The 13,271-nt window shown below is 70.5% G+C and carries 13 protein-coding genes; 9 read left to right on the top strand and 4 right to left on the bottom strand.

Annotated features, from left to right (window positions below; all coding sequences use genetic code 11):
- Nucleotides 1-10: 10 nt before the first annotated feature.
- The 5 genes from ACZ6ZQ_RS17060 (at nt 11) to ACZ6ZQ_RS17040 (ending at nt 7,238) form a co-directional block, all read left to right on the top strand.
- Nucleotides 11-1,249 carry a sensor histidine kinase gene (locus tag ACZ6ZQ_RS17060; RefSeq protein ID WP_469769422.1) on the top strand — a complete coding sequence of 413 codons (1,239 nt, stop codon included), beginning with the start codon at nt 11-13 and terminating at the stop codon, nt 1,247-1,249.
- A 487-nt stretch (nt 1,250-1,736) separates the two neighbouring features.
- Nucleotides 1,737-3,047, top strand: coding sequence for a sensor histidine kinase (locus ACZ6ZQ_RS17055; protein ID WP_469769325.1), 1,311 nt, complete (start codon nt 1,737-1,739; stop codon nt 3,045-3,047).
- A gap of 291 nt (nt 3,048-3,338) precedes the next feature.
- Nucleotides 3,339-3,998, top strand: a complete 660-nt coding sequence (locus ACZ6ZQ_RS17050; RefSeq protein WP_469769421.1) for a LuxR C-terminal-related transcriptional regulator — start codon at nt 3,339-3,341, stop codon at nt 3,996-3,998.
- Nucleotides 3,999-4,237: 239 nt separating this feature from the next.
- Complete coding sequence (locus ACZ6ZQ_RS17045; RefSeq protein WP_469769324.1) at nt 4,238-6,184, top strand: 2-oxoacid:acceptor oxidoreductase subunit alpha; 1,947 nt, start codon at nt 4,238-4,240, stop codon at nt 6,182-6,184.
- Entirely contained in the window at nt 6,177-7,238 is a 1,062-nt protein-coding gene (locus ACZ6ZQ_RS17040) for a 2-oxoacid:ferredoxin oxidoreductase subunit beta (protein ID WP_469769323.1), read from the top strand. The genes ACZ6ZQ_RS17045 and ACZ6ZQ_RS17040 overlap by 8 nt, the downstream gene beginning before the upstream one ends.
- 51 nt (nt 7,239-7,289) lie before the next feature.
- Here ACZ6ZQ_RS17040 and ACZ6ZQ_RS17035 read toward each other — a convergent pair whose 3' ends face one another.
- Complete coding sequence (locus ACZ6ZQ_RS17035) at nt 7,290-7,628, bottom strand: winged helix-turn-helix transcriptional regulator (RefSeq protein ID WP_453664649.1); 339 nt, start codon at nt 7,626-7,628, stop codon at nt 7,290-7,292.
- A 129-nt stretch (nt 7,629-7,757) separates the two neighbouring features.
- Here ACZ6ZQ_RS17035 and ACZ6ZQ_RS17030 point away from each other — a divergent pair, with 129 nt between their 5' ends.
- Together ACZ6ZQ_RS17030 and rarD are read left to right on the top strand one after the other, a co-directional pair.
- Nucleotides 7,758-8,621, top strand: a complete 864-nt coding sequence (locus tag ACZ6ZQ_RS17030) for an SDR family oxidoreductase (protein WP_469769322.1) — start codon at nt 7,758-7,760, stop codon at nt 8,619-8,621.
- A 158-nt stretch (nt 8,622-8,779) separates the two neighbouring features.
- Nucleotides 8,780-9,688, top strand: a complete 909-nt coding sequence (gene rarD, locus ACZ6ZQ_RS17025; RefSeq protein WP_469769420.1) for an EamA family transporter RarD — start codon at nt 8,780-8,782, stop codon at nt 9,686-9,688.
- 92 nt (nt 9,689-9,780) lie between these two features.
- Here rarD and ACZ6ZQ_RS17020 read toward each other — a convergent pair whose 3' ends face one another.
- The gene (locus ACZ6ZQ_RS17020; protein WP_469769321.1) at nt 9,781-10,176 is read right to left on the bottom strand and encodes an SRPBCC family protein; all 396 of its coding nucleotides are present in this window, start codon (nt 10,174-10,176) and stop codon (nt 9,781-9,783) included.
- Nucleotides 10,176-10,817: a CGNR zinc finger domain-containing protein gene (locus ACZ6ZQ_RS17015; protein ID WP_469769320.1), complete on the bottom strand. Its 642-nt coding sequence runs from the start codon at nt 10,815-10,817 to the stop codon at nt 10,176-10,178. The genes ACZ6ZQ_RS17020 and ACZ6ZQ_RS17015 overlap by 1 nt, the downstream gene beginning before the upstream one ends.
- A gap of 22 nt (nt 10,818-10,839) precedes the next feature.
- Here ACZ6ZQ_RS17015 and ACZ6ZQ_RS17010 point away from each other — a divergent pair, with 22 nt between their 5' ends.
- Nucleotides 10,840-11,289: a VOC family protein gene (locus ACZ6ZQ_RS17010; RefSeq protein ID WP_469769319.1), complete on the top strand. Its 450-nt coding sequence runs from the start codon at nt 10,840-10,842 to the stop codon at nt 11,287-11,289.
- A gap of 179 nt (nt 11,290-11,468) precedes the next feature.
- Here the strand turns inward: ACZ6ZQ_RS17010 and ACZ6ZQ_RS17005 are convergent, their stop codons facing one another.
- Nucleotides 11,469-11,654, bottom strand: coding sequence for a hypothetical protein (locus ACZ6ZQ_RS17005; RefSeq protein WP_469769318.1), 186 nt, complete (start codon nt 11,652-11,654; stop codon nt 11,469-11,471).
- 262 nt (nt 11,655-11,916) lie between these two features.
- Here ACZ6ZQ_RS17005 and ACZ6ZQ_RS17000 point away from each other — a divergent pair, with 262 nt between their 5' ends.
- Nucleotides 11,917-13,248: a M28 family metallopeptidase gene (locus tag ACZ6ZQ_RS17000; RefSeq protein WP_469769317.1), complete on the top strand. Its 1,332-nt coding sequence runs from the start codon at nt 11,917-11,919 to the stop codon at nt 13,246-13,248.
- Nucleotides 13,249-13,271: the final 23 nt, after the last annotated feature.

Genomic DNA, 13,271 nt, shown 5'->3' with positions numbered 1-13,271 from the left:
GAACGACCCCATGAACGGTCCCCTGGACCAGGTGGACGACCACGTGGACGACCACGACGGTCCGCCGCCCGCCCGCTTCGCGTACGACCGGCACACCTGGAAGGAGATCGCGCATCTCCTCTCCGACCTGCCGATCGCGATTGCCGGGTTCGTCTACACGGTGGCCATGGTCGCGATCGGCGCAGGGCTGTCGGTGACGGTCGTCGGTCTGCCCCTGCTGGCGGGCGGGCTGGCCGGTTCACGGCTGCTCGGCAGGTCGGAGCGGGCGCGGGCGCGCAAGCTGCTGGGCGTACGGGTGGACGAGCCGAGCCCGCTGCCGCGCCCCCGCGGTGGCGGCTTCTTCTCCTCGCTGTGGACCGGGCTCAAGGACCCCGTGGCCTGGCGGTCCGCGCTGTACGCGTTCATCCGGCTGCCGTGGGGTGTCCTGGCCTTCACCGTGACACTGGTGGGGCTGTTCGTGCTCTGGCCGGTGCTGCCGTACATCGTGCGGGGCATGGCCAACGCCGACCGGGCGATGGTCCGCGGGCTGCTGTCGCCCTCCGACGAACTGGAGCGGCGGATCGCCGAACTGGAGTCGGACCGCGGCGTCGTCGTGGACACGGCGGCCGCGGACCTGCGGCGCATCGAGCGCGACCTGCACGACGGCGCCCAGGCCCGGCTGGTCAACCTCGCCATGGGGCTCGGTCTGGCCAAGGAGAAGCTGCTGGAGGGCCAGGCCGACGAAACCGTCGCGGCCATGGTCGACGAGGCGCACGACGAGGTGAAGCTCGCCCTGCAGGAACTGCGGGACCTGGCACGCGGCATCCACCCGGCCGTCCTCACCGACCGCGGCCTGGACGCCGCGCTCTCCTCCGTCGCCTCCCGCTGCACGGTGCCCGTGCAGGTCGCGGTCGATCTGCCGGCCCGGCCGGCCGAGGCGATCGAGGGCATCGCGTACTTCACGGTCTCCGAACTGCTCCAGAACGTGAGCAAGCACAGCGGTGCCCGCACGGCGTCCGTCGAGGTGTGGCGGCGCGACGACCGCCTGCTGATCCAGGTACGGGACGACGGCAACGGCGGCGCCTCGCCCTCCGGCGGCACCGGCATGGCCGGGCTCGCGGAGCGGCTCGGCGCGGTCGACGGCCTCTTCGTCGTCGACTCACCGCGCGGCGGCCCCACGGTCGTCACGGCGGAGCTGCCGTGGCGCGACCGGATGCCGGCCGGCAGCGGCGCCGCGGCGAGGGCGGGGAGCCGTCCCGGTACCAGGTAGGAGGCGGAGAGCCGTCCCGGTACCAGGTAGGAGGCGGAGAGCCGTCCCGGTACCAGGTAGGAGGCAGAGAGCCGTCCCGGTACCAGGTAGGAGGCAGAGAGCCGTCCCGGTACCAGGTAGGAGGCAGAGAGCCGTCCCGGTACCAGGTAGGAGGCAGATCGGTCCCGGTACCAGGTAGGAGGCAGATCGGTCCCGGTACCAGGTAGGAGGCGGGGAGCCTCCCGGTACCAGGTAGGCGGCAGAGCGGTCCCGGTACCCGGTAGGGGCGGCGTCCCCATAACGGGTCGGCGGCCTCACGTCTCCGGCCAGGTAGGGAAAACCCCCGGGCCAAGAGGGATACCGGCCTCATGGTGTGCCGGCGGCGCGGTCAGCAGTCTTGAGGGAGTACCGCGATGAACAGCAAAGGCACGGTACGCAGCACTCAGCACTCAGCACCCAGCACCCAGCACCCAGCACCCGCCGCCGAGCAGAACGGACGACCACGACGATGGCCACGGCATACGAACCGGAGCACCGGGCCCACTTCCTTCCCCCGGCACTGCGCGCGCCGTTCGAAGGCCGCACCTGGCGAGAGTTCGGCTACCTCATGCTGAACCTGCCGCTCAGCATCGTCTTCTTCTCGCTCGCCGTGACGCTGACGGCGACCGGTGCCGGCCTGGTGGTCACCTTCCTCGGCATCCCGGTCCTCGCCGGAGCCCTCGCCATGTGCCGCGGCTTCGGCGCGCTGGAGCGGAGCCGGGCGCGAGGGCTGCTGGGGCTGGACATCGCCGACCCCGCACCGGTCCGGCCCGAGCGGCACGGGCCGATGTCCTGGATGGGCGCGATGCTGAAGAGCGGGGTGTCCTGGCGGCATCTGCTGTACGCGATGGTGCACATGCCGTGGGCGGTGTTCGCGTTCTGCGTCTCGCTGACCTTCTGGGCGTACGGCTGGGCCTGTCTCACGTACCCGCTGTGGCAGTGGGTGTTCCCGGTGTACGCCGGCATCGACGGGCTCCAGCTCTACGACGACAGAACGCACAGCTTCTACCTCGACTCGCCCTTCGAGCTGGCCCTGACCAGCACGATCGGGCTGCTGCTCGTCCTGATCACGCCGTGGATCATCCGCGGGCTGGCCACGGTGGACCGGCTGCTCGTGATGGGGCTGCTCGGGCCCTCCCGGCTGGAGGGCCGCGTCGTGGAGCTGGAGTCGGACCGCGGCGTCGTCGTGGACACGGCGGCCGCGGACCTGCGGCGCATCGAGCGCAATCTGCACGACGGCGCCCAGGCCCGGCTGGTCAACCTCGCCATGGACCTGGGGCTGGCCAAGGAGAAGCTGGCCGAGGATCCGCGGGCGGCGGCACGGATGGTGGAGGAGGCGCACGGAGAGGTGAAGACGGCGCTCCAGGAACTCCGGGATCTGGCGCGCGGCATCCATCCGGCCGTCCTCACCGACCGCGGCCTGGACGCCGCGCTGTCCGCCGTGGCCTCCCGCTGCACGGTGCCGGTCCGGGTGGAGGTCGACCTGCCCGCGCGGCCGGCCCCGGCGATCGAGGGCATCGCGTACTTCACGGTCTCCGAACTGCTCCAGAACGTGAGCAAGCATGCGCAGGCGGGTCGGGCGTCGGTGGATGTGTGGCGTACGGAGGACCGGCTGATGCTTCAGGTCTCCGACGACGGGCGGGGCGGGGCGGAGGTATCCGCCGGCAGCGGGCTGGCCGGGCTGACCGAGCGGCTCGACGCGGTCGACGGGATCCTCGTGGTCGACTCACCGGCGGGCGGGCCGACGACGGTGACGGCGGAGCTGCCCTGGCGGGGGTGAGCGGGGCGTGGCTCCCCACCCGGGTACACCCCGGTACATCCCGGTACACCCCGGGTATCGGATCGGCTCCGCGCCAGAGCCCGGTTGCCGAGTGCGGACGCCTATGGACCAGGGGCTGCGGGAGGGGCCGCGGGGTCCGCACCCCGCAGAACGGCAGCCCCGGCACACCCCTGGCCCCCTCCCCAACCTCACCGCACGCACCCCGCAATGCTGCGATGCTGGAGCACGCAGGCGCGTCGCCCTTCCGACGCGCGCATCGACGTAGGGGGATACAAGGTCGTGGAGGACAGGGTGCGGGTGGTCATCGCCGAGGATTCCGTGTTGCTGCGGGAGGGCCTCACCCGGCTGCTGACCGATCGCGGGCACGACGTGGTCGCGGGCGTCGGCGACGCCGACGCGCTGATCAAGACCGTCGACGATCTCGCCGCGCAGCAGTCACTGCCCGACGTCGTGGTCGCCGACGTGCGGATGCCGCCCACCCACACCGACGAGGGCGTACGCGCGGCGGTACGGCTGCGCCGCGATCACCCCGGGATCGGCGTGCTCGTGCTGTCGCAGTACGTGGAGGAGCAGTACGCCACCGAGCTGCTCGCCGGGAGCAGCCGCGGCGTGGGCTATCTGCTGAAGGACCGCGTCGCCGAGGTGCGCGAATTCGTGGACGCCGTCGTCAGGGTCGCCCGGGGCGGCACCGCGCTGGACCCGGAGGTGGTGGCGCAGCTGCTGGGGCGGAGCCGTAAGCAGGACGTCCTGACCGGGCTGACGCCGCGCGAGCGGGAGGTCCTGGGTCTGATGGCGGAGGGCCGCACGAACTCGGCGATCGCGAAGCAGCTGGTGGTGAGCGACGGCGCGGTGGAGAAGCACGTCAGCAACATCTTCCTGAAGCTCGGATTGTCCCCGAGCGACGGCGATCACCGGCGTGTACTGGCCGTGCTGACCTATCTCAACTCATAGTTGCCTGACACTGTGTCAGAGTCAGTTTCGGTGAGAACCACAGGATAGGCGGGGGCGTCTTCAAGAGAAGGACCCGGGGGGGGCGAACAGAACATGGCATACCAGGGCACAGGGGCGTCTCAAATTGACGTCCAGTATATGAGCGGTACCGGGAAGGCGACCCTTACCGACGTAGGGTTGACCTTGGAGCGACCGGTGAGCCGGCCGCAGCCCAGCCGCCTCGAAGGAGGTCCAGTTCAGTGACCAGCCAGGTCAGTAGCCCAGCCGAGCACGCAGACGAGGCAGACGAGGGCGGCGAGGCTCTCGTCGGGGGGCCGCGGCAGCCTCCCGGCACGAAAGAGGTACGCCACCTCGACCGGGTGATCATTCGGTTCGCGGGTGATTCCGGTGACGGTATGCAGCTGACAGGTGACCGTTTCACGTCGGAGACGGCGTCTTTCGGCAATGACCTGTCCACGCTGCCGAACTTCCCGGCCGAGATCCGCGCCCCCGCCGGCACCCTGCCCGGTGTCTCCAGCTTCCAGCTGCACTTCGCCGACCACGACATCCTCACCCCCGGCGACGCGCCGAACGTGCTGGTGGCGATGAATCCTGCCGCGCTCAAGGCCAACATCGGCGATGTCCCGCGCGGCGGCGAGATCATCGTGAACACCGACGAATTCGCCAAGCGCGCCATGGCCAAGGTCGGCTACGACACCAGTCCGCTCGAGGACGGCTCGCTCGACGGCTACAACGTCCACCCCGTACCCCTGACGACCCTCACGATCGAGGCGCTCAAGGACCTCGGGCTCTCCCGCAAGGAAGCCGAACGCTCGAAGAACATGTTCGCGCTCGGCCTGCTGTCGTGGATGTACCACCGGCCCACCGAAGGCACCGAGAAGTTCCTGCGGGCCAAGTTCGCGAAGAAGCCCGCCATCGCCGAGGCGAACGTGGCCGCCTTCAGGGCCGGCTGGAACTTCGGCGAGACCACCGAGGACTTCGCCGTCTCCTACGAGGTCGCCCCCGCGACCGCCGCCTTCCCGCCGGGCACCTACCGCAACATCTCCGGAAACCTGGCGCTGTCCTACGGGCTGATCGCCGCGTCCCAGCAGGCCGACCTGCCCCTCTACCTCGGCTCGTACCCGATCACCCCGGCCTCCGACATCCTTCACGAACTGTCGAAGCACAAGAACTTCGGGGTGCGCACCTTCCAGGCGGAGGACGAGATCGCCGGCATCGGCGCCGCGCTGGGCGCCGCGTTCGGCGGCTCGCTCGCGGTCACCACCACCTCCGGCCCCGGCGTCGCGCTCAAGAGCGAGACGATCGGGCTGGCGGTCTCCCTGGAGCTGCCGCTGCTGGTCGTGGACATCCAGCGCGGCGGTCCCTCCACCGGACTGCCGACCAAGACCGAGCAGGCCGATCTGCTGCAGGCCATGTACGGCCGCAACGGTGAGGCCCCGGTCCCCGTCGTGGCCCCCAGGACCCCGGCGGACTGCTTCGACGCGGCCCTGGACGCAGCCCGTATCGCGCTCACCTACCGCACCCCGGTGTTCCTGCTGTCCGACGGCTACCTGGCCAACGGCTCGGAACCGTGGCGGATCCCCGATGTCGACGAACTGCCCGATCTGCGCATCCAGTTCGCGACCGGACCCAACCACACCCTGGACGACGGCACCGAGGTCTTCTGGCCGTACAAGCGCGACCCCCACACCCTGGCACGGCCCTGGGCCGTGCCCGGCACCCCCGGCCTGGAACACCGCATCGGCGGCATCGAGAAGCAGGACGGCACCGGGAACATCTCCTACGACCCGGCCAACCACGACCTCATGGTCCGCACCCGCCAGGCCAAGATCGACGGCATCGAGGTGCCGGATCTGACGGTCGACGACCCCGACGACGCGAAGACCCTGGTCCTGGGCTGGGGATCCACGTACGGGCCGATCACCGCCGCCGTCCGCCGGCTGCGGATCGCCGGTCTCCCCATCGCGCAGGCCCATCTGCGCCATCTCAACCCCTTCCCCCGGAATCTGGGAGAGGTCCTGGAGCGTTACGAGAAGGTAGTGGTGCCGGAGATGAACCTCGGCCAGCTCGCCACCCTGATCCGCGCGAAGTATCTGGTCGACGCCCACTCCTACAACCAGGTCAACGGCATGCCGTTCAAGGCCGAGCAGCTCGCCACGGCTCTCAAGGAGGCCATCAATGACTGAGACAGCGTCCTCTTTGCTGTCCCTGGTTCCGAAGGCCGAGGCCAAGCAGTCGATGAAGGACTTCAAGTCGGACCAGGAGGTCCGATGGTGCCCCGGCTGCGGTGACTACGCGATCCTCGCCGCCGTGCAGGGCTTCATGCCCGAGCTCGGCCTGGCGAAGGAGAACATCGTCTTCGTCTCCGGCATCGGCTGCTCCTCCCGCTTCCCGTACTACATGAACACCTACGGGATGCACTCCATCCACGGCCGCGCCCCGGCGATCGCGACCGGACTCGCCTCCTCCCGCCGCGACCTGTCCGTCTGGGTCGTCACGGGCGACGGCGACGCGCTGTCCATCGGCGGCAACCACCTCATCCACGCCCTGCGCCGCAACGTCAACCTCAAGATCCTGCTCTTCAACAACCGGATCTACGGACTGACCAAGGGCCAGTACAGCCCCACGTCCGAAGTCGGCAAGATCACGAAGTCGACGCCGATGGGCTCCCTCGACGCCCCCTTCAACCCGGTCTCCCTGGCCATCGGCGCGGAGGCGTCCTTCGTCGCCCGCACCATCGACTCCGACCGCAAGCACCTCACCGAGGTGCTGCGCGCGGCGGCCGACCACCCGGGCACGGCGCTGGTGGAGATCTACCAGAACTGCAACATCTTCAACGACGGCGCCTTCGATGCCCTCAAGGACAAGCAGCAGGCCGAGGAGGCCGTGATCCGGCTGGAGCACGGGCAGCCGATCCGCTTCGGCACCGACAACGCCAAGGGCGTGCTCCGCGACCCGGCCACCGGCGACCTCAAGGCCGTCACCGTCACCCCCGAGAACGAGTCGCAGATCCTCGTCCATGACACCCACAGCGCCAGCCCCACCACCGCGTTCGCGCTGTCCCGGCTCGCCGACCCGGACACCCTGCGCCACACGCCCATCGGTGTGTTCCGCAGCACCGACCGCCCGGTCTACGACGTCCAGATGTCCGACCAGCTCGACGCCGCCATCGAACAGAACGGCAAGGGCGACCTGAGCGCACTGCTCACCGGCAACGACACCTGGACCGTCGTCGGCTGACCTGCCAGTCCCGCACGGTGCCGTGAGGTACCACGAGGCCCGGACCTCCTCTCAGGAGGTCCGGGCCTCGTCGTATGCGGCGCGCGCCCGCTCCACGTCCTCGACGCGCCGCTCGGTCCAGCGCGCCAGCGCCCACACCTGGTCGGCGGCCTCCTTGCCGAGTGCGGTGAGGGAGTAGTCCACGCGCGGCGGGATGACGGGCTTGGCGTCGCGGTGGACGAAGCCGTCGCGCTCCAGGGTCTGCAGCGTCTGGGCCAGCATCTTCTCGCTGACGCCGCCGACGGCTCGGCGCAGCTCGCTGAAGCGGTACGAACGCTCCAGCAGGGCGGCGAGGATCAGGACGCCCCAGCGGCTGGTGACGTGCTCCAGGACGATGCGGGACGGGCACATCGTGTCGTTGACATCGGGCTTCCTGCTTACGCTCACACCAGTACCTTACTTCAAAGTGGGTACTTTCGCAGAGTTAGCGCTCACCGTAGGGTCGGTGCCGGAGCCCCTACGAAACGGAGAAATCCCCCCATGAGCATCGTCGTCACCGGAGCCACCGGACAGCTCGGCCGCCTTGTCATCGAGCACCTCCTCGCCACCGGCGTCCCCGCCGGAACCATCGCCGCGGTCGTACGGAACAAGGAGAAGGCCGCCGACCTGGCCGAGCGCGGCGTCGCCGTGCGGGTCGCCGACTACAGCGCGCCGGAGACGCTCGCCGGAGCGTTCCGGGCCGGCGACCGGGTGCTGCTGATCTCCGGCAGCGAGGTCGGCAGGCGGGTGCCGCAGCACACGGCGGTCATCGCGGCCGCGAAGGAGGCGGGCGTCGCCCAGCTCGCGTACACCGGCGTCCTCGGCGGCCCCGACGCCGACTTCACACTCGCCGACGAGCACAAGGCCACCGAGCAGGCCGTCCTCGACTCCGGCCTGCCCTACACCTTCCTGCGCAACGGCTGGTACACCGAGAACTACACCGGCAACCTGGCGCCGGTGCTGGAGCACGGCGCCGTCGTCGCCAACGCGGGCGAGGGCCGGGTCGCCTCCGCCGCCCGCGCCGACTACGCCGCCGCCGCGGCCGCCGTACTGACCGGCGAGGGCCACCTCGGCCGGGCCTACGAGCTCAGCGGCGACACCGCCTGGTCGCTCGCCGAGTACGCGGCCGAGGTCGCCCGGCAGTCCGGCGAGGACATCGCGTACAACAACGTGCCCGCCGAGGCGCACCAGCAGATCCTGACCGGCGCGGGTGTGCCGGAGGCCTTCGCCGCGATCCTCGTCGACGTGGACCACGCCATCGAGCGCGGGCTGCTCGCCCGTACGAGCGGCGACCTGGCGCGACTCATCGGGCGGCCCACGACGCCGCTGGCCGACACGGTCGCCGAGGCCCTCGCGCGCCGCTGATCGGAGCGTCATGACCGTATCGCGATACGGACATGACAGCCTGCCCTGCGCGGCGCTACCTTCGACGAGGACAGCGCGGCGCAGGGCAGGACAGGGGAGGCTCAGTGAAGGACAGCGAGCAGCGGGCAGGACTGCTTTACGGGATCGGCGCCTACGGCATGTGGGGCCTGGTCCCGCTCTTCTGGCCGTTGCTGAAGCCGGCCGGCGCCGTCGAGATCCTCGCCCACCGCATGGTGTGGTCGCTGGCCGTCGTCGCCGTCGCCCTGCTGGCGCTGCGCCGCTGGGGCTGGGTACGGGAGTTGCTGCGCGAGCCGCGCAAGCTCGGCCTGATCTCGGTCGCCGCGGCGGTCATCACCGTCAACTGGGGTCTCTACATCTGGGCCGTCAACGCCGGCCAGGTGGTGGAGGCCTCGCTCGGCTACTTCATCAATCCGCTGGTCACCATCGCGATGGGCGTGCTGCTGCTGAAGGAGCGGCTGCGGCCGGCGCAGTGGGCGGCGGTCGGCATCGGCTTCGCCGCGGTGCTGGTGCTGGCGGTCGGGTACGGGCGGCCGCCGTGGATCTCACTGGTCCTGGCGTTCTCGTTCGCGGTCTACGGGCTGATCAAGAAGAAGACCAACATCGGGGGCCTCGAATCGCTGGCGGCCGAGACGGCGGTGCAGTTCCTGCCCGCGCTCGCCTATCTGCTGTGGCTGGGTTCGCAGGGCTCGGCCGACTTCGGTGCGCACGGCGCCGGGCATGCGGCACTGCTCGCGGCGACCGGGATCGTCACCGCCGTGCCGCTGGTCTGCTTCGGCGCCGCGGCGATCCGGGTGCCCCTCTCGACGCTGGGACTGTTGCAGTACCTGGCGCCGCTCTTCCAGTTCCTGCTGGGCGTCGTGTACTTCCACGAGGCCATGCCTCCCGAGCGCTGGGCGGGCTTCTCCCTGGTCTGGCTCGCCCTGACCGTCCTCACCTGGGACGCCCTGCACACCGCCCGTCGCAACAAGGCGGAGGCGCTCCGCCTGGCCGAGGCGCGGGCGACCGGAGTTCCGGGCGCCGTGAAGAGCCCCGAACCCGCCGCCTGACCGCGGCTCTCGCTCGTTCCCGGTGATCACTGCCTCCCGGTGATCACCAGGGTCAGACCCACACCGGCACCCACGAGACGCGCAGGGGTCGTTCAGGCCTCGCCCAGCGCCGTGGTGACGGACGCCATCACCGACTGCCAGTGCGCGCGCCGCTGTTCGCGTTCCGCTGCGTCGGCGAGGTGTTCCTGGTGGAAGCGGAGCACCGTGCGGGTGCCGTCGCCGGCGGGGGAGACCGCGACCTGGACGGTCGTACCGCCGTGGGTGAGCCGGATGCGGTCGCCGGGCCGGTAGCTGCGGATCTCACCGGTGACGCCGGACGCCGTCTCGTAGGGCGCACCCTTCTCGTGCGGCAGCCCGCCACGCGCGCCGAGCCAGAGAGCAATGCCCTCGTCGCTCGCGATGAAGTCCCAGACGGCGGAGGGCGGCAGAGGCAGCGTTCTGGACACGCCGATCTGCCAGCCGGCGTCCCGAGTCAGTCCCGTGGGCATCACTTGTCTCCTTCTGTATGGCCTGCATGGCGGGCTGTATGGCCTGTATGGCGGGCCCGGTGGGTCCGGACCTTGTGACGGTTGCCGCAGCGTTCCATCGCGCACCAGCGGCGGCGTCCCGGCCGGGAGGTGTCCACGAAGAGCAGGCCGCAGTCGTGGGCGCCGCATTCGCGGATCCGGTCGGCGTACGGGCCGGTGAAGAGGTCGATGGCATCGCGCGCGACGGTCGACACGAGCTGGGTGCCGGTCGCGCCGGGAGCCCACGCGTGGGTGGCGTCCGGGGCGAGGCGGGCGACCAGCGCGGGCGCGGCCGCCGCGTCGTTCAGCACCGCCACATCGGCCGGGCCGGCCGCCCGGCCGTGGGCGCGGGCCCGCGTCAGTCCCCACAGGGCGTCGCGGAGAGCGCGCGCCGCGGCGGCCTCCGCGGCGGTCACAGTGAGCGGCAGACCCGGGGCGAGCCGGCTCGCCTCCGCCCAGCGCACCAGGCCCTCCGGTTCGTCCAGCACCTCGTAGCGCGCAAGGGCGCCCGGGCCGCCGGTGGTCAGCAGCTCCAGGCAGAGCGCGCCCGGGTCGAAGCGGTACGACCGCCCCTCCGGGGTGTGGAGCACGAGTCCCGTTGAGTCCATTGCGCCGCTGTTCATGTAACCACTATAACTGGTTGCCATGACGATGCACTGGAAACTCGTGATCGACGCGACCGACCCGCTCGCCCAGGCCGACTTCTGGGCCGAGGCCCTCGGCTACGTGACGGAGGACAACAGCGCCTTCATCGAGCGACTGCTCGGCATGGGAGCCGCACCGGAATCCGCGACCACCGACTGGCACGACCGCCGCGCATGGCGGGATCTGGCCGCCGTCCGGCATCCGGACGATCCGTACGACAAGGACACGGGCACCGGCCTGGGCAGGCGGCTGCTGTTCCAGCGGGTGCCGGAGGCGAAGACGGGCAAGAACCGCCTCCATCTCGACCTGCACCCCGGCCCCGGGCTGCGCGACGCGCAGATCGCCCGGCTGGAGCAACTGGGCGCGACGGTGCTCCACCAGGTGAAGGAGCCCGGGGGCGAGTGGTGCGTCATGCAGGACCCCGAGGGCAACGAGTTCTGCGTGCACTAGACGAGTAAGTCCTGTCTGCCGCCGTCCGCCCGGAGGGCGGGCTTCGCGGCGTCCGGTGCGTGCAGATGCAAGGCGGTGGGGGTACCCCCGGCCGGAGGTTGGGGGAGGTCGTCCTCGTACTTGGGCGTACTTGGACGATCCCGAAACGCAGCGTGGGGGCACCTCCCGTGCCCGAAGGGCTACGGGGGAGTGCGTGCCGGGCGGCGCGACAGGGCGACGCTTGCCGGGAGGGCCCCTGGCAGGGCATGTCCGGTGGATCGGGCCGGATCGGCGAGTCGCATGAGACCGAGCAGGATCCCGACCTCGCCCCGCTCGGCCAGGGTCCACGCGATCCGGCCGAGGTCCATGCAACCGCACGCCGGCATGGAGCCAGCGTGCCCGCGCCCGGGCCCGGGCCCGGGCCCGGGGAGACGATGCGTACTCAAAACGCCGTGCGGCGTTGACCGTTCCGCGATGTCCGGCTATCGAACCCGACTGACCGGTTTCTGCCCTTGACGGTCAGTCAACATCTCGCTGAACATTCAGCACACACGCCGCACCCGCACAGCTCCAGCCTCCTGGGATTCCGTCGTCTCAGGGGGTCTCGCACGTTCCGTCCTGTCCCCGTACGGAATCCGGAGCCCCCACATGACCCACTCCGCGCACAGACGCACTGCCGCAACCGCGGCACTCGCCCTCGCCGGGCTGCTCACCGCGGCCGTACCGGCCGCCACGGCAGCGAACGCCGCACCGAGCGCCGCCCCTTCCCCGGCGGCGCTCGCCGCGCCCGACATCCCGCTGGCCAACGTCAAGGGCCACCTCTCCCAGCTCCAGTCGATCGCGACCGCCAACGGCGGCAACCGCGCACACGGCCGGACCGGCTACAAGGCCTCGATCGACTATGTGAAGGCCAAGCTCGACGCGGCCGGATTCACCACCACCCTGCAGCAGTTCACCTCCTCCGGCGCCACCGGCTACAACCTGATAGCCGACTGGCCGGGCGGTGACGCGAACCAGGTGCTGATGGCCGGCGCCCATCTCGACTCGGTCAGTTCCGGACCGGGCATCAACGACAACGGCTCGGGTTCCGCAGGCGTCCTGGAGACCGCCCTCGCCGTCTCCCGCGCCCAGCTGCAGCCGGCGAAGCACCTCCGTTTCGCCTGGTGGGGCGCGGAGGAACTGGGCCTCGTCGGGTCGAAGTACTACGTCAACAACCTTCCGTCCGCGGACCGTTCGAAGATCTCCGGCTATCTCAACTTCGACATGATCGGGTCGCCGAACCCGGGCTACTTCGTCTACGACGACGACCCGACGATCGAGCAGACCCTCAAGGACCACTTCGCCCGGCTCGGTGTGCCGACGGAGATCGAGACCGAGGGCGACGGCCGCTCGGACCACGCCTCGTTCAAGAACGTCGGGATACCGGTGGGCGGCCTGTTCACCGGCGCCAGCCGTACGAAGTCGAGTGCGCAGGCCCAGAAGTGGGGCGGCACGGCCGGGCAGGCCTTCGACCGCTGCTACCACTCGTCCTGCGATTCGACGTCGAACATCGACGACACCGCGCTCGACCGGAACAGCGACGCGATAGCGCACGCCATATGGACGCTGTCCGCCGGGACGACCGTCCCGCCCGGCGATGTCTACGAGAGCACCACTGATGTCGCGATACCGGACAACGGTGCCGCGGTGACATCGTCGGTCAACGTGACCGGCCGTACGGGGAACGCGCCCGCGACTCTCAAGGCGAGCGTCGACATCAAGCACACCTGGCGCGGCGACCTGGTCGTCGATCTGCTGGCGCCCGACGGCACGGCCTACCGGCTGAAGAACTCCAGCGGAAGCGACTCGGCGGACAACGTCATCGCGACGTACACCGTGAACGCGTCGAGTGAGGTCGCCAACGGCGCCTGGAAGCTCAGGGTGCAGGACGTGGCGGCCCTGGACACCGGCTACATCGACAGCTGGAGGCTCACTTTCTGAGCCTCCCCCTCCGGCCCACCCCC

This window comes from Streptomyces sp. NPDC053673, assembly GCF_055585225.1.
This window is presented reverse-complemented; position numbering and strand designations above follow the sequence as displayed.

Bases quoted from the DNA above. Each gene is read 5' to 3' on its own strand.
- ACZ6ZQ_RS17010 (WP_469769319.1), top strand. From the start codon at position 10,840: ATGACGATGCACTGGAAACTCGTGATCGACGCGACCGACCCGCTCGCC.
- ACZ6ZQ_RS17000 (WP_469769317.1), top strand. From the start codon at position 11,917: ATGACCCACTCCGCGCACAGACGCACTGCCGCAACCGCGGCACTCGCC.
- ACZ6ZQ_RS17035 (WP_453664649.1), bottom strand. From the start codon at position 7,628: ATGTGCCCGTCCCGCATCGTCCTGGAGCACGTCACCAGCCGCTGGGGC.
- ACZ6ZQ_RS17020 (WP_469769321.1), bottom strand. From the start codon at position 10,176: ATGCCCACGGGACTGACTCGGGACGCCGGCTGGCAGATCGGCGTGTCC.
- rarD (WP_469769420.1), top strand. From the start codon at position 8,780: ATGTGGGGCCTGGTCCCGCTCTTCTGGCCGTTGCTGAAGCCGGCCGGC.
- ACZ6ZQ_RS17040 (WP_469769323.1), top strand. From the start codon at position 6,177: ATGACTGAGACAGCGTCCTCTTTGCTGTCCCTGGTTCCGAAGGCCGAG.
- ACZ6ZQ_RS17030 (WP_469769322.1), top strand. From the start codon at position 7,758: ATGAGCATCGTCGTCACCGGAGCCACCGGACAGCTCGGCCGCCTTGTC.
- ACZ6ZQ_RS17060 (WP_469769422.1), top strand. From the start codon at position 11: ATGAACGGTCCCCTGGACCAGGTGGACGACCACGTGGACGACCACGAC.
- ACZ6ZQ_RS17005 (WP_469769318.1), bottom strand. From the start codon at position 11,654: ATGCCGGCGTGCGGTTGCATGGACCTCGGCCGGATCGCGTGGACCCTG.
- ACZ6ZQ_RS17015 (WP_469769320.1), bottom strand. From the start codon at position 10,817: ATGAACAGCGGCGCAATGGACTCAACGGGACTCGTGCTCCACACCCCG.
- ACZ6ZQ_RS17055 (WP_469769325.1), top strand. From the start codon at position 1,737: ATGGCCACGGCATACGAACCGGAGCACCGGGCCCACTTCCTTCCCCCG.